The sequence below is a fragment of the Fontisphaera persica genome, assembly GCF_024832785.1.
Taxonomy (GTDB): Bacteria; Verrucomicrobiota; Verrucomicrobiia; order Limisphaerales; family Fontisphaeraceae; genus Fontisphaera; species Fontisphaera persica.
The window spans coordinates 3,888,630-3,911,070 of record NZ_CP116615.1 but is presented as its reverse complement, the minus strand read 5'-3'; the positions used below and the strand labels follow the sequence as shown (position 1 = coordinate 3,911,070).

Sequence of the window (22,441 nt, the reverse complement as noted above, 5' to 3'; positions counted from 1 at the left end):
GCTAAAAAGTAACCCATCTGTGACCAAGTTGCCACCGCCAGTTGACCACCGCACAGCAAGAACGCCATGCGTCCGCCAAAGCTTCGCCGGCGCAGGGGCACAATGGGCTGGCGACATCTTTGGCAAAGTTGTAACATTCTGGCAACAAGTCTTTCGTGATGCACCCCCCCGACTGTGTGCTTGGACTTGCCGTCCCGCCCCAAACCACGCACATTATCCGCCATGCAGATGACCATGGGCCCCCACCGCCTGCGCGCCGGCAGCGCGCGGCTCGCGCCCGTGGCCTGCCCCATGGTCCAACACCCCTTGTGCCCTGTCCTATGAGCTTCATGATCAACCGCCGCAGTTTCCTCAAAACCGCCTCGGCCTCGCTCGCCCTGTCCGTCGTGGGCACTCAGGCCGCGGAACTCATCCAGCAAAAAACCTGGCGCGTGGGCCTCATCGGCACCGGCTGGTATGGCAAGAGCGACCTCTTCCGCCTCATTCAAGTGGCGCCAGTGGAGGTGGTCTCCCTCTGCGATGTGGACCGCAACCTCCTCAAGGAAGCCGGCGAAATGGTCAGCCAGCGCCAGAAATCCAAAAAAGTCCCCCGCCTCTACACCGACTACCGCCAGATGCTCGCCGAGCGCGACCTCGACCTGGTGCTCATTGGCACGCCCGACCACTGGCACGCGCTGCAAACCATCGCCGCGCTCGAGGCCGGCGCCCATGTCTATGTGCAAAAACCCATCAGTGTGGACGTCCTCGAAGGCGAGGCCATGCTCGCCGCCGCCCGCAAACACCGCCGCGTGGTGCAGGTGGGCACCCAGCGCAAAAGCACCCCGCACCTGGTCGAGGCCAAGAAAAACATCGTGGACGCCGGCCTCCTGGGCAAGGTGTCCCACATCGAGATTTGCTGCTACTACCACATGCGCGCCAACGGCAATCCCCCCGTGCAGCCGGTGCCTGACCACCTCGATTACGAAATGTGGACCGGCCCCGCCCCCTTGCGCCCTTATGACGGCCTGCCCCATGTCCGCTGGTGGCGCACTTTCATGGAATATGGGAACGGCATCGTGGGCGACATGTGCATCCACATGCTCGATACCGTCCGCTGGATGCTCGGCCTGGGCTGGCCCCGGCGCATCAGCTCCGCCGGCGGCATCTATGTGCAGAAAGAGGGCAAATCCAACATCACTGACACCCAGACCGCGGTGTTTGAATACCCTGAATTGACCATCGTCTGGCAGCACCGCACCTGGGGCGACCCCCCTGACCCGGATTATCCCTGGGCCATGTTCCTCTACGGCGACCGCGGCACCCTCAAGGCCAGCGTCACCCGTTACGACTTCATTCCCCGCGATAAAAACACCAAGCCCATTCGCAAAGACTGCCTCTACGAGCGCGAGCAATTCCCCGAGGACGTCACGGAAAAAGGCATCGAACTCCACGCCGCCCCCGCCACCCGCCGCCACATGCTCGACTGGCTGGCGGCCATCACCGAAGGACGCCGCCCCGTGGCGGACATCGAGGAAGGCCACATTTCCACGGCCAGTTGCATCCTCGCCAACATCGCCATGCAGCTCGGCCGGCCGGTCAGCTACGACCCGCAAAAACGGGTGGTCATCGGCGACGCGGCCGCCACCAAACTCCTGCGCCGCGCCTATCGCAAACCCTGGAAACATCCCGAAGTGTGAACATTGCCGGGCGCGCCGGCCCTCGCCCCCGGCCCAGCCCGCCGTCCCAACTCCTGCCGGGGCATGCCCGCCTCGAGCCGGCCGGCTCTAGGATTTTTCGCCTCCCCGCCGGCCTAATTCGGCTTGGGCGTGCTCCGCGCATCGTCCGCATGTTTCCTATCCAATCTGTCCTTTTAAGGTTATACTAACTCCAACCGGCGGCCCCGCCCGGCTGCGGCGGAGGCTTTGCTGGTGAATGCACATGCCGGCGGCTGAGGCAAAGGGTGGCTGGGCCGCCTTTGGTCAAACTCCCGCTGCACGGGCCCTCCGTGAAGCGCTGGAGAAGGGGGGGATCTTTTCTTTGTCCCGCGTGGCGCCGCCGGGAGTCGCCTTTCTGGCATCCTGGCTGGCCCATGAATTTCCCCAGCGCGTGCTGGTGGTGGTGGAAGACGGCGTCAAAACCCAAGAAGAACGCCTCCAGGACATCTCAAGCTGGCTCGCGCTGGCCCCCGCTTCCACCCCGCCGCCGCCCGTGCTGAACTATCCCGCCTGGGAAACCTTTCCCCACGAGGGCCGCCTGCCCTCCATTGAAACTTTGAGTGAACGGCTGGCCACGCTCATGGCCTTGCAGAGCCTTTCCCCCGCCTCGCGCGCGCCCGTCATTGTTACCCAGGTACAGGCGCTCATGCAGAAAACCATCGCCCCCGCGGCCTGGCGCGCGCATTCCCGCCTGCTCCGCCGTGGCGACACCCTGCATCCGCTCGACCTGGTGGAATGGCTGGAGGAGGAAGGTTACGAGCCGGAGGCCAAAGCCACCCTGCCCGGCACCCTGGCTTTGCGCGGCGGCATCCTCGATATCTATCCCCCAGCCAACCCCTGGCCGGTGCGAATCGAATTCTTTGGCAACGAAATCGAGTCCCTCCGTTTTTTCGACCCGGCCACCCAGATTTCCCGCGAAGCTGTGGAGCAGGTGACCCTCGCGCCGGCGGGTGAACTGGGCCTGCTGCGCCAGGGACGCCTCGCCACCGCCGCCTGGAGCGAGCATCTCCCCGCCAATGCCATCGTGCTGTTGCATGACCCTGCCCGGCTGGTGGAGCAGGCCAACGCCTGGCGGCAGCAAGCCCCCGCCGACGAACCCCTGTTGCTGGACTGGAATACGGCGCGGGAAAATCTGGCCAGCGGGCCACGCGCCATCGTGGAAGTCTCGGATGTCCTGGGACTCCTCACCGAATCCGGCAACGAAATCTCCCTCCAATCTTTGGAGGCTTTCCGCCCGGCCGCCCCGGCCGCGCCCGACCCCACCGTGGCCGACCGGCAACGCCGCGAATTCCTGCAACAGCTCCATCGCTGGATGCGCCAGGGGTTTGCCGTCTGGCTGCTCTGCCACGAGGAAAGCCAGTGCCGCCGCGCGCGCGAATTGTGGCAGGAACTCCGGCTGGACGAAGGCCCGGAGGGCAAACCCTTGCAACCCCGGATGGAGCTGGCCGCGGTGAGCCAGGGTTTCCTCTGCCCTGCCGCGCGCTGGGTGGTGGCCACCGACGCGGAAATCTTTGGCCGGTACAAGGCGGCGCGTCCCCGCCGGCTCAAGTCGCCCCAGGCGCAAGCCGCACGCGCCGCCTGGGCGCTGGACTTTTCCGAAATGGCCCCGGGCGACCTGGTGGTGCATGTGCGCCACGGCATCGGCCGCTACCTCGGTCTCCAACGCCTCGCCCCCTCACGTCGTCCCGGCGAGCCTGCCCCCGACACGGCCGGCGGCCAGGAATGTCTGGTCATCGAGTATGCCCCCGCGCGCGAAGGCCAGCCGCCGCCCAAGCTCTACGTGCCCGTCACCGAAGCCCACCTCGTCAGCCGCTACGTTGGCGCGGGCAGGGCGCGGCCCAAACTCAGCGTGCTGGGCAGCCGCCGCTGGGCCAAAACGCGCGCCGACGCCGAGGCCGCCGCCCAGGCCCTGGCCGCGGAGCTGCTGCAGGTGCAGGCCCTGCGCGCCACCCAGCCCGGCCACGCCTTCCCCCCGGATGGCCCCTGGCAAATGGAATTTGAAAACGCTTTTCCCTTCGAGGAAACACCGGACCAATGGAAGGCCATTCACGAAACAAAAAGGGACTTGGAACAGCCCCGGCCCATGGACCGCCTTATCTGCGGCGATGTCGGCTTCGGCAAAACAGAAGTGGCCATCCGCGCCGCCTTCAAAGTCGTCATGGGCGGCAAACAGGTGGCCATGCTCGCCCCCACCACCGTCCTGGCCCAGCAGCATTATCGCACTTTCACCGAGCGCATGGCCGCCTACCCCGTCACCGTCGAAGTGCTGTCCCGCTTCCGCAGCCGCCGCGAGCAGGCGGATATTTTGCGCCGGCTGGCGGGGGGCGGGGTGGACATTCTCATCGGCACCCACCGGCTGCTGCAGGCGGACGTGGTGTTCAAAGACCTGGGCCTGGTCATCATTGACGAAGAGCAGCGCTTTGGCGTCGAGCACAAGGAACAGCTCAAACGCCTGCGCGCCCTGGTGGATGTGCTGACCCTCAGCGCCACCCCCATCCCCCGCACCCTGCACCTCGCCTTGATGGGCGCCCGCGACATGAGCATCATCGAAACCCCGCCCCCCGACCGCCTGCCCATTGAAACGCAGGTGGCGGAATTTGACGAGCGCCTCATCCGCGAGGCCATCCAGCGCGAACTCAACCGCCAGGGCCAGGTGTTCTACCTCCACAACCGCATTGAGGACCTCGCAGCCGTAGCGCATCGCGTCAAGGCGCTCGTGCCCCACGCCCGCGTCGTCATGGGCCACGGCCAGATGCCCGCCCGCGACCTCGAGCGTGTCATGACGCAATTCGTCAACGGCGAGGCCGATGTGCTCGTCTCCACCACCATCATCGAAAGCGGCCTCGACATCCCCAACGCCAACACCATCATCATTGACCGCGCCGACCGTTACGGCTTGAGCGACCTGTACCAGCTCCGCGGCCGCGTCGGCCGCTACAAACACCAGGCCTACGCCTACCTCCTTATCCCCCGCCACGCCGCGCTCCTCAACGATGCCCGCAAACGCATCAGCGCCATCCGCCAGTATTCCACCCCCGGCAGCGGCTTCAAAGTCGCCATGCGCGACCTCGAAATTCGCGGCGCCGGCAACATCCTCGGCACCGAGCAAAGCGGCCACATCAACGCCGTCGGCTTTGACCTCTACTGCCGCCTCCTCCGCCAAAGCATCGCCCGGCTCAAGGGCGAATCCGTCCCCCCGCCGTTGACCGCCGAAGTGCGCCTGGACTTTCTGGCCTTCAATCCCAGCGAGGAACTGCCCCCGCCACCCCCAACCCCGCGCCGCCGCAACCGTCCGGAGGAACTCCACATCCCCCGCGAAGTCGCCGTGTACGTGCCGCTTGAAGACGCCGACGCAGAGGCGGAGGACGAAAACGCCGGCCGCATCGGCCGCCATGCCTGTTACCTGCCTGAATCCTACATCCACGAACCGGCGCTGCGCGTCGAAGCCTACCGCCGCCTCGCCGCCATCCAACGGGAGGAGGAGCTGGAAAGCACCAAGGCCGAATGGCGCGACCGCTTCGGCCCCCTCCCCGACGCCGTACAACGCCTGCTGCTGCTCCAGGAAATTAAAATCCTCGCCGCCCGCAAAGGCCTGGAATCCCTGGAAACCGACGGCGCCCGCCTTAAAATCCGGCGCGGGGGAGATTTCCTGCAATTCGGCGGCAAGTTTCCCCGCCTGCAAAAACGCAGCGCCACCGCGCGGCTCGGTGAAATTCGCCGTTTCCTCCGCCAGCTCCAGGACGCCGCCCCCGCCTGAATCCGCCGCGCCCCAAGCCAATAAAAAAGGCGGAGGCCAACCTCCGCCTGGCATGGACGTTGCGCGTCTATCTCAGGACTTCGGCAATATCACCGTGTCAATCACGTGAATCACGCCGTTCTCAGCCACAATGTCCGTCTTGACCACTTTGGCATTGTCCACCATCACCCCTTCACTGGTGACTTTGATGGACACCGCCTGGCCCTGCGCCGTCCGGGCTTCCATGGTTTTCACGTCCGCCGCCATCACCTTGCCCGGTACCACGTGATACTTGAGCACGGCCACCAGCTTCTCGCGGTTTTCCGGCTTCAGCAGGTTTTCCACCGTCCCCGGCGGCAGCTTCGCAAAAGCCTCATCGGTGGGCGCAAATACCGTGAAGGGGCCTTTGCCCTGCAGCACTTCCACCAGCCCGGCCGCTTTAATCGCCGCCACCAGCGTCTTGAAATTTTCGGCCCCCGAAGCCACCGCCACCAAATCCTTGGCCGCGGTGGAGGCCGCCGGACTGGAAGTGGCCTGCGAAGCAGCACAGTTATCCGCGCGCAACACGGGGGTTACAGTGAAGGCCACCGTCAACATGGCCACCGGCAGAATACGCATCGTCTTCATAGGTTTTGTTCTTTTTTTACTCTGTTCAACCGCCATTCGCTTCATCAGTGGGCGCAACTGACTAAAACTTGATTATATTATGTATTAGATTTGTATAATGTCAAAAATAATGAACTGTTTTTGTCGAATAAAATGAAACACTTTTCGGACATGCTTCAGTTGAACCCATCCGGCACGCCAAACCGAGGGCGCCTGGAGAGCCGGGGCATCTGATTTGCAAAAGTTTGAAGTTTCAAGTTTCAAGTTTTAAGGAGAAGAGGCCCAGCCTGCCCTGTGCGGTCCAATGCGCAGTGCACACCCAAGGGCGCGGCTTGTGCATCGTCATTGCGGGCGGCAATCTGCGCGCTTGCTTTCCTGCGTCCGCCAGCCCATGCTGTGCCGATTGAATTGCCTTGATGATTGATCAAGGCGCTGCACCTGCCGCGCACGGCGGAATTAACGCCCGCGGCAGGCCATGGTGATTATGAGCGAAAGTCAGCCATTATTGGACTTGGAACGCATGTTCCTGCCGGCCTGGGCCAAAGAGGCGCCGCCTGCCAACCGGTTTGACCACTACACCGGTGAGGAAGAATCCGGCGGCCGCCGTCGCGGCCCGGGGAGACGTCGTGAAGGCCAGGGGGACCAACGCCGCCCGGACCGCGGGCCGGCTCCGAATCGCGGGGGCCAGCGCGCTCCCGCGCACGCCGGCGAACCGGGCCAGCGACCCCCGCGCGGCCGCCGCGACCAGCGCCGCCCCGGCCCGCCGCGGCCCGTGGAACGCGAGCCCCTGCCCAAGGTCAAGGTGGGCATCACCATCGAAGACAAAGTGGCCGACAGCCTCGCGCGGCAAATCCGCGCCACCGGCCGCTCGTATCCCATCTTTGACCTGGCGCGGCTTATTTTGCAGAAGAACGACCGTTTCCTGATTCGTTTCAACGTCATCAAAAACAATAGCGGCGCCCCCGAGCAGCCACTCTATCGTTGCGCGCTGGATGAAACGGTGTGGACGGACAAGGAAGAAGCCCTCCAATATCTGCTGGACAAACATTTTGACACCTTCTACCAGGCCGAACGCACCCCCACCAATCCCCCCAAGGGCGTGTACACCTTTGTGGCCGTGTGTGACCTCAACGGCGCCATCCTCGGCCCGCCCAATTATCACGGCTACCAGGAAGAATTGCGCCGCCTCCACCGCGAGCACTACGCGCACATGCCGCTGGAAGCGTTCAAGGCCAAAATCCGCATCGTGCGCGATGAAGCCGTCGTCAAAAAGTGGATTGAAGACCAGAGCTGGAAAACCGAGTACCTCTGCCTCAACGTGCCAGAGGCCCCGCGGCTGGCCGACCGCGAGAGTGTGGTGGCGCATTTCCGCGAAGTTCACCTGCCGCTCATTTTGCAGGAAGTTGAGTCACACGCCATCAACGGCCAGGCCGCGCTGCAACTGCCCTGCCGCGGGCTCCGCCGCCTGGCCTGGCAGCTCATTGAAAGGCAGCGCCGTTTCCCGCTTGAGCTGGTGCATTCTTTGAGCGCCTTGTTCAACGAGCGCAAATTGCAGTTCTTCAAGCTCGACAAGGACATCACCCACGTGGGCGTCGCGCGCCCGCATTACCTGGATTTGGAAACCTCCATCGTCTCGGACAACGTCCGGCGCATCATCCAGTTCATCCAGCAAAATCCGGGCAGCAACCGCCAGAAACTCATGGAGGCTCTGGCCCCCGCTCCGGCTCCCGCCCCGGCGCCCGTCCCGATGCCGGAGGGCTCTGCGGCCCCAGGCGAAGCTGCGCCTCCAGCCCCGGAACCCACGCCGGAACAAATGGCCCTCATCAGCGACTTGCACTGGCTGGTGCACCAAGGCCACGTCATCGAGCTGGCCAATGGCACTTTGCTGACCGCCAAAAAACCCGCGCCCAAACCGCCCAAGCCCGCGCCCGCGCCGGCGGCCCCGGCCCCGGAAGCTGCGGCTCCCGCGCCGGCCGACGGCAATGCGGACGTGCCCCCAGCGGAAACCACGCTGCCGGTGCCTCCTCTTGAGGCGCCAGCGGCCGCCCCGGCAGAGGCGGAGACCAGCGAATCAGCCGTCGCAGAATCCACCGCTGACGTGTCCGCTCCCGTAGCCGAAGCCCCGGCCGCCGAGCCAGGCACGGAAACTCCGGTCATCGAAAGCGCGCGCCAGCCCGTCGAGGGAGCCTAGCCGAAGGCCAATCCTCATCTAAAAAAGGCGCCGGTTATCCTGAAAAAAGCAGGCGGCGCCAGGGTGGCGGGTCTGCCCGAGGACTGCCCGAATCAGCGCTGAACTGGCGGCGGCACCGTGTGCCTTTCCACCCCCAGCACGCGCTCAATCCGTTGGTAATCCTGCTCCAGCGCCATCACCCGCCATCCGTGGCTTTCAAAAATCTGGCACACCGCCGCCGCCTGGCCATGGCCCAGCTCCAGCCACAAGGTCCCGCCGGCCGCCAGAAAAGGGGGACACTCCACAGCCAGGCGCCGGTAAAATCGCAACCCATCCGGCCCTCCATCCAACGCCAGGCGCGGGTCATGCTCGCGCACCTCCGGCTCCAATTGCTCGATTTCCGCGCTGGGAATGTAGGGCGGATTGGCCACCACCAAATCAAAACGGCGGTCCGCCGGCAGCGCGGCCAAACCATCGCTTTCCACAAACTCAATCCTCCCGCTCACGCCGTTCTTGTCCGCGTTCAGCCGCGCCAGGGCCAGAGCTTCCGCGGAAACATCCACGGCGGTCACCTGCGCGGCCGGGAATTGCCGCGCCAGCCCAATCGCCAGACATCCGGTGCCCGTCCCCCAATCCAGGATTTGCGGCAGCGGCCCCGCCGCGGACGCCAGCCGCCCGGCCAGCCAGCGCCCGGCATGTTCCAGCAGCAGCTCCGTCTCCGGCCGGGGAATCAGGGCTTGCGGCGTGGTCAGCAACTCAAAATCCGCAAACGCCGCCGTGCCCACCAGATGTTGCAACGGCTCGCGCGCGGCGCGCCGGCGCAACAACTGCCGCATCTGCTCCAGCGCTGGCTCCGGCACGGGCCGGTCAAACTGCAAATAAAGCTGCAACCGCTTTTGCTTCAGCACGTGGGCCAGCAAACATTCCGCCTGCAGCCGCGGCGCAGGCACGCCATGACGCTGGAGGTAATCCGTGCTCCTCTGAATGATTTCCAAAATCGTCACACCGGAAAAACTCAGGGCGATTTTTTGGGCGCCGCTCCGGCCTTGGGCGGCGGGGCTTCCGGCTCCACGTCGGTGAACGGCGGGCGCTCGAAGGTCTGGCCGTCGCCCAACACCCGCGGGTCCCCGGCGCGCTTCAGCTCCTCCATCAACTGCCGGGACAGTTGCCGTTGGATTTTGGCGTACTCGCTTTGCCCCGCCACATTGCGCGTCTGATGGGGGTCCCGCCGCAAATCATACAGCTCCTCCGCCGGACGCCGGCCAAACGCCAGGTCATAATACTTCTGCCACTCCGGAGCATGCCGTTGCTCGATGAGCCAGGCTTTCGTCGGGCTGGCATCAAAATCCGGAAACGCCACCCGGGTATTGCTCGCCAGCACCGCAAACGGCGGCGCGCTCGTCGCCGTGACCGCCAGCGGCGCGCCCATTGGCCAGCGCTCGGGCGCAAAATTGCGAATGTACAGGAAATCCCGCGTCCGCAAGGCCCGGTGGGGATAGGGCAGGTTGCCTTCGCGGGCCGTGTCCACGTGCCGCTCGCGGCCGGTGATGACCCACGTGCGGCGCGGGTCCACTTGTCCTGAACGATGGCTGGTGAGAATGGGCGCCAGGCTGCGTCCGTGCATGCCGGGGGCGGGGGGCAGGCCGCCCGCTTCCAGAAAGGTCGGGGCCAAATCCATCAGCACCGTAAAATCTTCCACCACCCGCCCGCCGCGCGTCCCCGGCCAGCGCGCAATCAAGGCCACCTGCACGCCGAAATCGTATAGATTGCATTTGCCGTTCGGAAATCCCGGCGCCCCGTGGTCCCCGCTGATGACAATCAGCGTGCGCTCCAGTTCGCCGGCCTTTTCCAATTCCTCCAGCAACACCCCCACGCCCGCATCCCACGCCTGCACCTCCCCCAGATAATCCGCGAAATCCTCGCGCACCTCAGGCACATCCGGTAAAAACGGCGGCAGCCTGCCCTTGAGGCTTTCCGGGTCAATCCCCCACAACGCCTTGCCGCTTCCCCTTTCCCATGCGCGATGCGTCAGGGTCGGCCCAAACCAGTAGCAAAACGGCTTGCCCGCCGGCCGTGCCGCCAGAAAGTCGGCAAAGTTGCGCCGCACCTGCCGCAACACCCGCTCCTTGGCCTCCGCCAGCGGCACGTTCGTCGCCATCATTCGCGTCACATTTTCCGAAAAATCATTGAACGCCCGCCCCGCTTTCTCGTAGGCGCATAGCTGTCCCCCATACGGCGCATCCGCCGGACGCCCCGGACCCCACACCTTGTAGCTTTTGCCGATGTGATAGCCGGCGTCCCGCAACAACAACGGAAAACTGGGAATGCTCTCGTCCCACACCGCTCCCCGCAATATGGCCCCGCGCCCGGTGGCAAAAAAATATCGCCCCGACAGCAGCGAGCTCCGGCACGGCGTGCAGGAGGGGGAATTGACAAAGGCATTCAAAAAGAGCACCCCCTCCCGCGCCACCCGGTCCAGATGCGGCGTCTTGAGGATTTGATTCACATTGGGCTGCGGCCCGTGCGGCGCATACGCCCCCGCATAGCGGCCCCAGTCATCGGCAAAACAAAACAGGATGTTCAGCGGCGGTTTGGCCGGCGCCGCCTGGGCCAGCCACGGTGCCATTGCGCTCAACAGCCACAGCCCCACTGCCAGAAGGAAACGCATGCAGCCAGTCAATGCCACCCGCCCGCGCTTGTCAATCTTGCGCGCAGCCCCGGCCGCGCCCGTCCGGAAACCAGTTCAGGCTGGACTTTTTGGCATGCGTGTGCCATTAAATTATCGTAGTTTTTGTGAACCGCCTTTATTTGCAAAAGGTGGGGATTTTTCCAGGAAGCGCCCAACGTCTTGCCATGGAAGGCGATATCTTTGCCCCCGGAGGATGAAGTATGGCGGTGGATTTACTGCTGAATTTGTGCCTGCTCGTGGCTCTCACGGTGGTTTCGACCTTCTTCTGGCGCCGATTCGACCCCCGCGAGACCTCGGGCGCCATCATCCAGGGCTGCCTGTTTGGCGCGGCCGCTGTCATTGGCATGATTCGCCCCATGGTCATTGCGCCGGGCCTTATTTTCGACGGCCGCAGCATGATGCTAAGCCTCTGCGCCTTGTTCTTCGGCCCGCGCGCAGCGCTGGCGGCCATGATTGCCCCCGTCCTCTACCGCGCCGGTCTGGGCGGTCCGGGAGTGTACATGGGCGTGCTCACCATCTTCAGTTCGGCCGCCGTGGGCTTGTTTTTCCATCACCGGTGGCACAAACGCCCGGAACCTCCCAGTACGCTTGAGTTGCTCTGGTTTGGCCTGCTCGTACATGTGGCCATGCTGGCCATGTCCTCCGCCTTGCCGGCGGAAGTGCGGTGGGCCACCCTGAAGAGAATGGCCCTGCCCATTCTGCTGGTTTATCCCCTGGTCACCGTCCTGGCGGGCAAAGTGCTGGCCGATAACGCCCGCCTCAGCCGGATGATCTCCGCCCTGCAGCACACCAATCAACGCCTCGACATCACCCTGCGCTCCATTGCCGATGGGGTCATCGCCACCGATTTGCAAGGCCGCATCGTCACCATGAATCCCACCGCCGAACAATTGACCGGCTGGCCCGCCGACGAAGCAACCGGACGCCCCATTCAGGAAATTTTTCCCATCTTCAATGAGCAAACCGGCAAGTCCGTCGAAAATCCCGTTCATCGCGTCCTCAAGGAAGGTCGCGTAGTGGGCCTGGCCAATCACACCGTCCTCCGCAGCCGGCAAGGGCGGGAGCATCCCATCGCCGATAGCGCAGCGCCAATTATGGACAACCGCAACCGCTGTTGCGGCGTGGTGCTGGTCTTTCGTGATCAAACCCGGGAACGCGAAGCCCGCAACGCCCTCATCGAAAGCGAAACCCGCTACCGCACGCTCGTGGAATCCGCCCCCGCCCTCATCTGGCGCTGCGACGCCCAGGGTAATTTCGATTACTTCAATCAACGCTGGCTGGCCTTCCGCGGCCGCCCGCTGGCCGAAGAGCAGGGCCGGCGCTGGCACGCCGGAGTGCATCCTGAAGATTGGCTGGACTACCAGCACGCCCTGGAGGAAGCCTTCCGCCAGCAGCGCCCCTGGCAGGCCACTTACCGCCTCCAACGCCATGATGGACAATACCGCTGGCTGCAGGAGGAAGCCGTGCCCATCGGGGACCGCCAGGGCCAGCACCAGGGATATATCGGCTTCTGCCTCGACATCACCGAGCAGCACGAATCCCTGGAACGAGAACGCCTGCTCATCAGCGCGCTGGAAGCCAGCGCCGCCTGCGTTTTCCTCGCTGATGCCGCCGGCTTCATCGAGTGGGTCAACCCCGCCTTTGCCGCGAACTTGCGCCTGGCGCGCGAGTCTGTTCCCGGCAAAAGTTGGGAGGACTTCTTTCAGCCCTCGCCGCAAACCCAGGCCGAAAGCTATGACAGCATCATGGCGTTGCTGCTGGCCGGCCAAACCTGGCGTGGCGAGTTGCAGGCGCGCCGGGCGGGCGGCGAACTGTTCAGCGCCGATTTCACCCTCTCCCCCCTCACCAACCCCCGCGGCCAATTAATCAAGGTGGTGGGGGTGTTCGAGGACCTCACCCAGCGCAAAGCCATGGAGGAGGAGCTGCGCCAGGCGCAAAAGCTCGACATCATGGGCCAGGTGGCCAGCGGCGTGGCCCACGACTTCAACAACCTCCTCACCACCATCCAACTCTGTGCCAACATGCTCGATGAACACCCCGCCCTCCCCGACTCCGCGCGGGAGGATGTGCGGGATATCCTCGCCTCCGCCGAAAAAGGCGCCAAGTTGACCGGCCAACTGCTCAGCTTCGCGCGCCGCGACCCCGTGCGCTGGGAAGAGCTCGACCTCAATGAAGTGGTCAAGACGTTTGAAAATACTTTGAAGCGCCTCATCGGCGCGGAGGTCACCCTCGTCACCCAGCTCGCCAAGGAACCCCTGCGGATGCGCGGCGACCGCAACCGTTTGGAACAAATCATCATGAACCTGGCGGTCAACGCCCGCGATGCCATGCCCAAAGGCGGCACCCTGCTCATGGAGACGGCCCTGGTGGAAACCCCCGGCCCGCTCACCCTCGCCTCCACCTTGCCCAAAGAAGGCCCCTTCGTTGCGCTCACCTTTCAGGACACCGGCTGCGGCATGACCCCGGAAATCCTCAGCCGGATTTTTGACCCCTTCTTCACCACCAAACCGCCGGGCAAAGGCACCGGCATCGGCCTCACCGTCGTCAGCACCATCCTCCGCGACCTCTGCGGCGGCCTCCAGGTGGAAAGCCAGCCGGGGCAGGGCACCACTTTCCGCCTCTATTTTCCCGTTTCGCGCTCCTCCGCCGCGCTGCCCGCCACCGCCAGAGAAATCCCCGCTCACGGCGGCGGCGAAACCATCCTGCTGGTGGAAGATGAAAACCTCGTGCGCGACCTCACTGCCAAAAGCCTGCGCCGCCTGGGCTACCAGGTGCTGAGCGCCGCCCACGCCGCCGAAGCCCTGCAAATCTTCAAGCAGCACCCCCACCCCATTCACCTGCTGCTCACCGACATCCTCCTCCCCGACAACTTCCGCGGCGACCGGCTGGCCGAGCAACTGCAGGCCATGCAACCCTCCCTCAAAGTCATTTTCATGAGCGGCTTCCCCGGCGAAACCCCCGCCGCCAAACCCGATTACTTCAAGGACAAAACCTTCCTCTCCAAACCCTTCACCCCCCGCCAACTGGCCCTCACCGTGCGCCAGGTGCTCCAACCCCGGCCTGATTCCCAGTAGCGTCATCACCACGACCGGGCGAAATGGCCGTTGTCTTTCGGCCATGCTCACGCCCACTCCGTTGACAGGACATTAGCTCCTGTGATAGTTTCCGGCGCAACTGGCTTGCGGTTATGAGTGCGTCGTTCCTGACCCAGCATGTGCTGGTGTTGAATCGGCTCTGGCAGGCCGTCAATGTCTGCTCAGTGCGCCGGGCGCTGACGCTTGTCTTTGAGGGCCACGCCCAAGTGGTGTTTGCCACCGAAGAGGGCAATTTCCAAACCTTCAGCTTCAACGACTGGAAGGATTTCTCCCAGCAGGCGCCGCATCCGGAAAGCATCGCCACCGTCTCTTTCCGCATCCGCATCCCGCGCGTCATTCTCCTGCTGGCCTTTGACCGCCTGCCCCGCAAAGAGGTCAAGTTCACCCGCCACAACATTTTCGAGCGCGACAAAAACACCTGCCAGTATTGCGGGCGCGTGTTTGACCGCAAGGACCTGAACCTCGACCACGTCATCCCCCGCGACCGCGGCGGCCCCACCACCTGGGAAAACATCGTCTGCTCCTGCATCGAGTGCAATACCCGCAAGGCCAACCGCACTCCCCAGGAAGCCGGCATGCGCCTCATCCGCAAACCCAAGCGGCCCAAGTGGCGGCCCTTCGTGCAAATCAGCTTCGGCGCCGTGGTGCACGACAGTTGGAAACATTTCATTGACCTGGCCTACTGGAACGTCGAGCTGGGCGAAGAAGTTGAATGATTGCCCGCTTCGGTGCCGGCGTGGCTGGCGTCCTGTCGAGGCCCCGTTTCCCCTTCGCTCCATTTGCCAGACGGGGAAGGAAAAATCCCAGCAGGCCGGCCGCCGAGGAAGGACCTCGCTTCGCCGCATGGCCCGCCTGCGCTTCACAACTGCCAGCGCCGCCCCCGTTGCACGCCAAACTCGGTGATTTCCGGCGGCATGTGCCGCGCCACGTAAAACGCAAACACCACCACGCTTAAAAACGTCCCCACCATCACCCCCGCCACCAGCCAGCTCGGGATCTGGCCCACCGCCAGCGCCTGATACAACATCGCCGCCGAATCAACTGGGTAAGGCGTGTGCATGAAAATCTTGGCCAGCCACGCCATCAGAATGATCATGAAAATAAACGCGTAATTCCGCCGCAGCCGGTGCGCCATCGCCTCCACCTGCGAAATTTTGAAGCTGGGTATCAACAAATCCTCCGCCACCAGCTTGCGCCAGTCCCCCTCCAGCCGCTCCGGATTCTGCGCCACCATGGGGGAGAGAAAATGCGCCTCCAACATCCGCACGCGGGCCTGAAACGCATCGTAAAACCGGTACCGCCGCGCTTCAATCCAGAGCATCACCCACACAATCGCCAGGTTGAAAAAGAAAATCAGATGCGGCACATCCGGCACACTGAAGGCCACGGTGAAAATGGTGCCGGTGGAGGTAATCGCCCAGGTGGTCGTCGTGTCCAGCCGCTGCCGCCACACCATGATGCGCCCAATTTCGCCACGGTAGAAGTGCGCCATGGCGTTGACGTAACACGGGTCACGCAACAAATCGCGCGGTGTCCTTTCCGGTTGTGGCTCGCTCATGCCTCCACCTCCGGCGCCCGCCGGCGGCGCCTCCCGTTCAACTGCTGCTTCCGCTGAACTGGTCCTGCTTGTGCTTGAACAATAAATTGAAAGTGGTCATCGAGCCGTAACACCGCGTGATGTACTGCTGCAATTCCACCTTCTCGCCGTCCGTCAACTTCTCGTGCGCGTTGATTTTCTGCTCCAGCGTGCGCAGGTTGTTCCGCATCATCACAATCTTGTGGAAAAACACCTCCAGCGGCACCTCCTTGGTTTGCAGGGACGGATCCGCCGGATGCAACACCAGCCGGCCCCCGTGCCAGCGCGCCCCCAGCGCCTCCACCAGGCCCTCCTCCCGCTCCAGCCCCAGCTCCTCCGCCAGCGCCTGCACCGTCTCGCGAATCACCGCCGCCAGCGGCCGCGTCAAGCCGCTCACCTCCGCCAGCGGCTCCGCCGGCTCCAGCCCGCTCAACTCCGGTGAAAGCTTTTGTTCGCCCTGCGGAAACACCACCGTCGCCAGCTTCGGCTCCAGCGCCTTCACCTCACCCGTCCCATAATGCGGATGCCGCACCCGCATCCCCACATGCATTTGCTCAATTCGCATACCCCCGCATCTTAGCCCGCTTCGCCCCCGCTCAACAGTCCAAAATGCGCCTCCCCGCCTCGCCCCTTCAAAGACCGCCACAACGTGGCAAAAAGAGAGGGACGTCTTTTCTAACGTCCCTCCGTCCTGGCTTCTCTGCCAGGCCCATGAGCCCGCCATTCCCCCAGGACTCTTTCCCTCAAGCCATGATTGCTTTGAGGTCGTCGGCGGGACGGGTGATGGGGTGAAGCTGGAATTGCTCCACCAGTACCTGCAGCACGGCAGGACTGACAAACGCCGGCAGCGTGGGGCCCAGGCGAATGTTCTTGATGCCCAGATGCAAAAGGGTCAGCAGAATCGCCACCGCTTTTTGCTCGTACCACGAGAGCACCAGCGAGAGCGGCAGATCATTCACACCGCAGTTGAACGCGCCGGCCAGCGCCTGCGCCACCTTGATGGCCGAATACGCATCATTGCACTGCCCCATGTCCAGCAGGCGCGGGATGCCGTCAATCGCGCCGAAATCCATTTTGTTGAAGCGGTACTTGCCGCAGGCCAGCGTCAGAATCACGCAATCGGACGGCACCCTCTCCGCCAGCTCGGTGTAGTAGTCGCGCCCGCTGCGCGCGCCGTCGCAGCCGCCAATCAGGAAAAAGCGCTTGATGGCGCCGCTCTTCACCCCGGCAATCACCTTGTCGGCCACGGACATTACCGTCTGATGCCCAAAGCCCACCAGGATGGTCTTCTCCGGCTCGTCCTTGGTGAATCCCGGCGCAGCCAGGGCGGCCTCGATGACCGGCGAAAAGTCGCGATTGCGGATGTGCCGCACGCCGGGCCACGCCACCAGGCCGCAGGTGAACAGCCGGTCCCGGTAATTCTCCACCGGGCGCTGGATGCAGTTGGTGGTCATCAAAATGGCGCCGGGGAATTGCTGGAACTCCACCGCCTGGTCCTGCCAGGCCCCGCCAAAGTTGCCCACCAGATGCTTGTATTTTTTCAACCCGGGGTAGCCATGCGCCGGCAGCATTTCGCCGTGGGTGTAAATGTTAATGCCCTTGCCCTCGGTCTGCTTGAGCAACTCCTCCAGGTCCTTCAGGTCGTGGCCGCTCACCAGTATGCATTTGCCTTTCACCGGCGTGATGCGCACCGGCGTGGGCACCGGATGCCCATACGCGCCGGTGTTCGCGGCGTCCAGCAATTCCATCACGCGCAGATTCACCTCGCCGCACTTCAGGCACAAGCGCAGCAGCTCCGGCACCGCCGGCTGCGGCTCGCACAGGTAATCCAGCGCCTCGGCAAAAAACGCAAACACAGCCGGGTCCTCCTGGCCCAGGATTAGCGCGTGGTCCGCATACGCCGCCGTGCCTTTCACGCCGTACAACAGCAGCTCCTGCAGCCCTGCCACATCCGCGCCCAGTTGCTGGCGGCGGGCCTCAATGCCCACTTCCTGCGCCTGGCGGATTTGCCCCGCCGCATCCAGGGCCGGCACCCATTGCGTGGCGCCATTAAGGCGGGCCACGGCCTGGCCCCGGCGCTGGCAGGCTTCCACGTAAAGCTGCCGCGCACGCTCGCGAATTTTCAGCCCCTCGCCCAACACCGCGTTCAGACGCACGCTGTCGAAATTCACATTGGTGACCGTGGAAAAGAGCGCCTCCACGATATACACATCCACCGCGCGGTCGGCCGCGCCCAGTTGCCGCGCCCGATGCGCGTACTGCGCAATGCCCTTGACCACGTGCACAATCAAATCCTGCAACGCGGCAGAATGTTCATCCTTGCCGCACACGCCAAAGTCCTGACAGGCCACTCCGCGGGAAGTTTGCTCACATTGATAACAAAACATAATTCGAGTTCGGTTTAACTGCTGTTGCTGTGCTGGCGCGCCACCGGCTCCCGGCCGTCATGGTCTTGCGCAATTACGGGTGAAGCATAGGACCGGTGGGAAGCAGGGGCCTTGATATAAATCAAGTGTTCTAATGTATTGTTATATCTAAAGCGTTATATTAGTATATCTACTTTAATTAACCGAAGCTATCCACAGGCCGTCAGAAAGGTGGGCGACGTCTCAAGAACAGGCCCAGTGCGCCGGCCCCTCGGCGGGGAGCGGGAGGGAAAGCAGGGTTTACTTTTTCACCGGCGAGAGCGCGGTGTTGGCGCGGCGCAGCTTGTTGGAAAGGTCAATGGCGATGTTGCGAATCACCACCATGCCCAGGTGCGGCTCGCGCTGGACCAGCTCATTGAAGGCGTTGCGCTGCACCACCAGCAAAATGCTGGCCTGCGAGGCCACCGCCATGGCGGTGCGCGGCGAGCCGTCCAGGAAGGCCAGTTCGCCAAAGACCTGGCCGCTGTTGACGGTGGCGATGGGGCGGGATTCTTCGTTCAGGCAAATGTCAATCTGCCCGCGCATGACGATGTAGGCCTCGCTGCCCGCGTCGCCCTTGTTGAACACGCGCTCGCCGGGGCGATAGAGTTTCTGGGTGAACAGGCGGGCAATTTTCCGCAGCTCCCCATCTCCCAGGCCGCTGAAGATGGGCAGCGTGCGCAGCAGGTTGATGATGGCCACGCCGATTTTCTGGTCCTGGAAATTGGTGTCCACCACCTTTACCATGCGGGCCGCCTGCGCCGTCAGCGCGGCGGTTTCCGTGGTGTACATCATGTTGAGCTTGATGAGCTTGACCACGTCCGAGGGGCGGCCGTTGAGGACACAGAAGCCCGGCAAATAAGCGATGGGCACAAACCCGAGCTGCTCGGTGCTTTTGAGGAGCTTGGGGCAGTTGGCCAGGATGTCCACCTCCACATAGGCGGCGCTGAGCTGCTCCTGGGCCAGACGGACCACGTGATTAAAAAGGGCGCCCGTGGACAAGTCATCCGTGGCAAAGCTGTCCATGATGCGCACGCAGCGATCCTGATCATCGTTGAAGAAGGCCACGCCGCCCACGATTTGCGAGCCGCGCTGGCCCAAGATGGCCCGGCACGGCGCCTCGGCGTTCAGCCGCAAGAAACCCGCCCCGCGATTGCCGCCGCTGGAAACTTCCAGCAACGGGTTGGCGGCGCGCGCCTGCGTTTTCCACAGCTCAAAATCGTCCAACGTGGCGTCGTGGATTTGTATGTCCGTCTGGAGCGGATACCCGGTGGCTCCATCCCGCACGGTCAACGGATTGGGGATGTTCAGATTCTCGAAGACCAGCGCCGCCAAATCACTCACCTGGGGCAGCGATTCGGAAATGGGCTGGCGCGAGGCGAGGACGGGGTTGGCCGAATGCACGTAGAACAACACCCCCTGCCGTGTGCGCAAAATGTGCTTCAACGGCTGATACCCCACGCAGGCGTAACCATTCTGCTCGTAAATGATTTGCTGGGGGTTGTCGTTGGCGGGGATGCGCACCACAATCATCTGGCCGCGCTGGTCCAGCAATTGCGTAAGGCTCCTGACCAGCAATTCCGCGGCGCCGTTGCTGTAGGCTTCCGGCCGGGCCAGGTTGCGCCCCAGATTGGCCACCGGATTGACATTCCCTTCAATGGGCCGCAACACGGTGGCGCTGGCCAGAATCTGGTCGCCCTCCTCCGCCACCCATGTTTCATTGCCGGACTGCGCATCCAGTTGCGCCGCCACACTCGCGGGGTTGTAGGCTTCCTTGGCCGGATATTCATCGCCCAGGGTGGCCCTGAGCAGGTCCACCCATTTGGCCGCATCCTGAGCTTCCGCCAGTCGAATCGAGACAGCCATGCAACACTCCGCTGCGATGCACCCGCCCGCCGGCCTGACAAGGCAATCCCCCAGGGGGAATGTCCGGGCTTTGTGTTTGTAAAATTAAATGGTGCCCGCGACAGGATTTGAACCTGTACGATGTTACTCACTAGAACCTGAATCTAGCGCGTCTGCCAATTCCGCCACGCGGGCACCCTAGCCATTGCGGGCGTTTCCGTCCGCACTGACCGCGTACGTTATCGCAGCGGTGGTTATAATATGTACCCCTTGCGGTGACAAGTCAAAATTACACAACTCACCATTCACGCCAGCGCGCCACGGCGCTGGGCCCGGCGCCCGCTCACCGCTTGTCAAAGTCCGGCCTGGCCGGTAAGCTGGCGTCCTAGCAATGCTTGCATTCGGCCTGGCCATATTCAGCGGCGCGTTTCTGCTGTTTTTGATTCAACCTTTGATGGCCAAGTTCATCCTGCCCTGGTTTGGCGGCACGCCGGCGGTCTGGACCACCTGCATGTTGTTTTTTCAGGCCGGCCTGCTGGTGGGCTACGCCTACGCCCACGCATTGACCCGCCTGCTGCCCCCGCGGCGCCAGGTCATCATCCATCTGGTGGTGCTGGCGCTGGCCGTGATTTTTGCCCGCATCATTCCGCCCGATACGTGGCAACCGGCCAACGGCGCCGCGCCCACCGGCCGCATACTTCTGCTGCTGCTCAGTTGCCTGGGGCTGCCGTATGTTGCCCTGGCGGCCACCAGCCCGCTCCTGCAGGCATGGTTTAATCAGGCCCATCCCGGCGTCTCCCCTTACCGCTTGTATTCGTTGTCCAATGCCGGCTCGCTGCTTGCGCTGCTGGCATTCCCCTTTGTGCTCGAGCCGCATCTCACCCGCCAGAGCCAGGCCGCCGCGTGGAAATGGGGCTTAATTTTCTTTGCTGTCTGCGTCGCCCTGGGCGGTTGGCGCGTGTGGAAAGCTCAAGCCGCCCTCCTGCCGCTTTCCAACTCCGGCCCCACACCCGATGCCTCCCCAACCCCCGGCCCGGAAACCGCTCCAGCCTCCCCGGCCGAGTCTCTCGAGCAGCCTCGCGACCCCCGCTGGTTATGGCTGGCCCTGCCGGCTTGCAGCACGGCCCTCTTGCTGGCCATTACCAACCGTCTGTGCCATGACATCGCCGTCATCCCGTTTCTCTGGGTGTTGCCACTAGGGCTGTACCTGGTCTCCTACATTCTCTGTTTCGACAGTCCCCGCTGGTATGTGCGGGCCTTGTGGCTGCCGTTGCTGGTGCTGGCGTTGCTGGCTGCGGCCGGCAATCTCATCGGCGAGCGGGTGAATCTGCCTTCCGGCTGGTTCCTGTGGCCCCTGCGCCAGGCGCTCGAGTGGGCGGCCAATCTCACCCTCTTCAAAGCCATTGCGCTGTATCTGGGGGTGTTGTTCTGCTGTTGCATGGTGTGCCACGGCGAATTGCACCGGCTGCGGCCGCCGGCCGGCCGGCTGACCACTTTCTATTTGTGGGCGGCCGCCGGCGGCACGCTCGGGGGGCTGCTGGTGGCGGTGGTGGCGCCGGCGGTCTTTCGCGGGTATTACGAGCTGCATCTGACGTTGTGGCTCACCGGCGTGCTGGCCGCCGTGGCCGTGCTGGGCTGGCCCGGTGGCAGCCCCTCCCGCTGGCGCAACTGGCTGGCCTGGCCAGCCGCCGCAGCGGCGCTGGCATTTCTGGCCGCAGGTCTGGGGGCCGACATTCTCCAGAGCACGCGCGCCGCGCGCACGGTGCAGCGCAATTTCTACGGCGTGCTCAAAGTGAAGGAATATTCCGTGGACGACCCTCAATGGCACAAGGTCACGCTGCTGCACGGGACCACCACCCACGGCCTCCAGTATGTCAGCGAGGAAAAACGCTGGCTGCCCACTTCCTATTACATCGGCTCCAGCGGCGTGGGCATGGTCATGCAGTATCATCCCCGCCGCGAGCAGCGGCGCGTGGGCGTGGTGGGCCTGGGCACCGGCTCCATGGCGGCCTGGGGCAGGCCGGGCGATTACTTCAAATTTTACGAAATCAATCCGGCCGTGGTGGCACTGGCCCGCCGCGAGTTCACCTATCTCTCTCATTGCCCCGCGCAGGTGGACATTGCGCTGGGGGATGCCCGCCTCTCGCTGGAGCGCGAGCCGCCCCAGGCTTTCGATGTGTTGGTGCTCGATGCCTTCAACAGCGATGCCATCCCGGCCCATCTGCTCACGCGCGAAGCCTTTGGGGTGTACTTGCGGCATCTGCGGGCGGGCGGGGTGCTCGCGGTGCATATCTCCAACAAATACCTCAACCTCGAGCCCGTGGTACGCGCCGCCGCCCGCCATTATCAGTTGCATGCAGCGCTGGTGCGCAACAGCGAGGAAACCACGGCCGCCGAGGACCCGACCCGCGATGATTTCTACCACTCGGACTGGCTGCTGCTGGCGCGCGAGCCGGATTTGCTGGCCACCGGCGCCATTGCCGCCGCCGCGGCTGAGGCGCCCCCGGACGCCCCGCTGCTGGAATGGACGGATGACCGCAGCGATTTGTTTCGTGTCCTCGTCCTGGAGGATGACGGCTGGCTGGCCGCCGTGCGGCGGTGGCTGCTGCCGGATACCCGCTAACC

At 63.9% G+C, this 22,441-nt stretch carries 13 protein-coding genes and 1 tRNA gene; 6 read left to right on the top strand and 8 right to left on the bottom strand.

Annotation, left to right across the window (positions count from 1 at the left end; all coding sequences use genetic code 11):
• The first annotated feature begins 320 nt into the window (after positions 1-320).
• On the top strand, positions 321-1,676 hold the full coding sequence (locus NXS98_RS14650) for a Gfo/Idh/MocA family protein (RefSeq protein WP_283845765.1): 1,356 nt from the start codon (positions 321-323) through the stop codon (positions 1,674-1,676).
• A 349-nt stretch (positions 1,677-2,025) separates the two neighbouring features.
• Positions 2,026-5,451 carry a transcription-repair coupling factor gene (mfd, locus tag NXS98_RS14645; RefSeq protein WP_283848184.1) on the top strand — a complete coding sequence of 1,142 codons (3,426 nt, stop codon included), beginning with the start codon at positions 2,026-2,028 and terminating at the stop codon, positions 5,449-5,451.
• 72 nt (positions 5,452-5,523) lie between these two features.
• Here mfd and NXS98_RS14640 read toward each other — a convergent pair whose 3' ends face one another.
• Positions 5,524-6,057 carry a fasciclin domain-containing protein gene (locus NXS98_RS14640; RefSeq protein ID WP_425499911.1) on the bottom strand — a complete coding sequence of 178 codons (534 nt, stop codon included), beginning with the start codon at positions 6,055-6,057 and terminating at the stop codon, positions 5,524-5,526.
• Between the two features lie 463 nt (positions 6,058-6,520).
• Here NXS98_RS14640 and NXS98_RS14635 point away from each other — a divergent pair, with 463 nt between their 5' ends.
• The gene (locus NXS98_RS14635; RefSeq protein WP_283845764.1) at positions 6,521-8,227 is read left to right on the top strand and encodes a hypothetical protein; all 1,707 of its coding nucleotides are present in this window, start codon (positions 6,521-6,523) and stop codon (positions 8,225-8,227) included.
• A gap of 92 nt (positions 8,228-8,319) precedes the next feature.
• Here NXS98_RS14635 and prmC read toward each other — a convergent pair whose 3' ends face one another.
• Positions 8,320-9,210: a peptide chain release factor N(5)-glutamine methyltransferase gene (gene prmC, locus NXS98_RS14630; RefSeq protein ID WP_283845763.1), complete on the bottom strand. Its 891-nt coding sequence runs from the start codon at positions 9,208-9,210 to the stop codon at positions 8,320-8,322.
• An 11-nt stretch (positions 9,211-9,221) separates the two neighbouring features.
• Positions 9,222-10,874 carry a sulfatase family protein gene (locus NXS98_RS14625; protein ID WP_283845762.1) on the bottom strand — a complete coding sequence of 551 codons (1,653 nt, stop codon included), beginning with the start codon at positions 10,872-10,874 and terminating at the stop codon, positions 9,222-9,224.
• Positions 10,875-11,095: 221 nt separating this feature from the next.
• On the opposite strand from NXS98_RS14625, the gene NXS98_RS14620 reads away from it, so the two are divergent.
• Together NXS98_RS14620 and NXS98_RS14615 are read left to right on the top strand one after the other, a co-directional pair.
• A complete protein-coding gene (locus NXS98_RS14620; protein ID WP_283845761.1) occupies positions 11,096-13,969 on the top strand; it encodes a PAS domain S-box protein in 2,874 nt (957 codons plus the stop codon).
• A gap of 113 nt (positions 13,970-14,082) precedes the next feature.
• Positions 14,083-14,706 carry an HNH endonuclease gene (locus tag NXS98_RS14615; RefSeq protein ID WP_283845759.1) on the top strand — a complete coding sequence of 208 codons (624 nt, stop codon included), beginning with the start codon at positions 14,083-14,085 and terminating at the stop codon, positions 14,704-14,706.
• A 143-nt stretch (positions 14,707-14,849) separates the two neighbouring features.
• Here the strand turns inward: NXS98_RS14615 and NXS98_RS14610 are convergent, their stop codons facing one another.
• The 5 genes from NXS98_RS14610 to NXS98_RS14590 all read right to left on the bottom strand — a co-directional run bounded on the left by NXS98_RS14610 (position 14,850) and on the right by NXS98_RS14590 (position 20,011).
• Positions 14,850-15,548 carry a DUF2270 domain-containing protein gene (locus NXS98_RS14610; protein WP_283845758.1) on the bottom strand — a complete coding sequence of 233 codons (699 nt, stop codon included), beginning with the start codon at positions 15,546-15,548 and terminating at the stop codon, positions 14,850-14,852.
• 37 nt (positions 15,549-15,585) lie between these two features.
• Complete coding sequence (locus NXS98_RS14605) at positions 15,586-16,131, bottom strand: DUF8685 domain-containing protein (protein ID WP_283845757.1); 546 nt, start codon at positions 16,129-16,131, stop codon at positions 15,586-15,588.
• 178 nt (positions 16,132-16,309) lie between these two features.
• Complete coding sequence (gene hcp / locus NXS98_RS14600; RefSeq protein ID WP_283845756.1) at positions 16,310-17,953, bottom strand: hydroxylamine reductase; 1,644 nt, start codon at positions 17,951-17,953, stop codon at positions 16,310-16,312.
• A 279-nt stretch (positions 17,954-18,232) separates the two neighbouring features.
• A complete protein-coding gene (locus NXS98_RS14595) occupies positions 18,233-19,837 on the bottom strand; it encodes a cyclic nucleotide-binding domain-containing protein (protein ID WP_283845755.1) in 1,605 nt (534 codons plus the stop codon).
• Between the two features lie 89 nt (positions 19,838-19,926).
• Positions 19,927-20,011, bottom strand: a tRNA-Leu gene (locus NXS98_RS14590).
• 196 nt (positions 20,012-20,207) lie between these two features.
• On the opposite strand from NXS98_RS14590, the gene NXS98_RS14585 reads away from it, so the two are divergent.
• Positions 20,208-22,439, top strand: coding sequence for a spermidine synthase (locus NXS98_RS14585; protein ID WP_283845754.1), 2,232 nt, complete (start codon positions 20,208-20,210; stop codon positions 22,437-22,439).
• Positions 22,440-22,441: the final 2 nt, after the last annotated feature.

Excerpts from the sequence above, each read along its gene's own strand:
- NXS98_RS14650 (WP_283845765.1), top strand. The coding sequence starts at position 321 with ATGAGCTTCATGATCAACCGCCGCAGTTTCCTCAAAACCGCCTCGGCC.
- NXS98_RS14640 (WP_425499911.1), bottom strand. The coding sequence starts at position 6,057 with ATGAAGACGATGCGTATTCTGCCGGTGGCCATGTTGACGGTGGCCTTC.
- NXS98_RS14635 (WP_283845764.1), top strand. The coding sequence starts at position 6,521 with ATGAGCGAAAGTCAGCCATTATTGGACTTGGAACGCATGTTCCTGCCG.
- NXS98_RS14625 (WP_283845762.1), bottom strand. The coding sequence starts at position 10,874 with ATGCGTTTCCTTCTGGCAGTGGGGCTGTGGCTGTTGAGCGCAATGGCA.
- NXS98_RS14620 (WP_283845761.1), top strand. The coding sequence starts at position 11,096 with ATGGCGGTGGATTTACTGCTGAATTTGTGCCTGCTCGTGGCTCTCACG.
- NXS98_RS14615 (WP_283845759.1), top strand. The coding sequence starts at position 14,083 with ATGAGTGCGTCGTTCCTGACCCAGCATGTGCTGGTGTTGAATCGGCTC.
- NXS98_RS14610 (WP_283845758.1), bottom strand. The coding sequence starts at position 15,548 with ATGAGCGAGCCACAACCGGAAAGGACACCGCGCGATTTGTTGCGTGAC.
- NXS98_RS14605 (WP_283845757.1), bottom strand. The coding sequence starts at position 16,131 with ATGCGAATTGAGCAAATGCATGTGGGGATGCGGGTGCGGCATCCGCAT.
- hcp (WP_283845756.1), bottom strand. The coding sequence starts at position 17,953 with ATGTTTTGTTATCAATGTGAGCAAACTTCCCGCGGAGTGGCCTGTCAG.
- NXS98_RS14595 (WP_283845755.1), bottom strand. The coding sequence starts at position 19,837 with ATGGCTGTCTCGATTCGACTGGCGGAAGCTCAGGATGCGGCCAAATGG.
- NXS98_RS14585 (WP_283845754.1), top strand. The coding sequence starts at position 20,208 with ATGCTTGCATTCGGCCTGGCCATATTCAGCGGCGCGTTTCTGCTGTTT.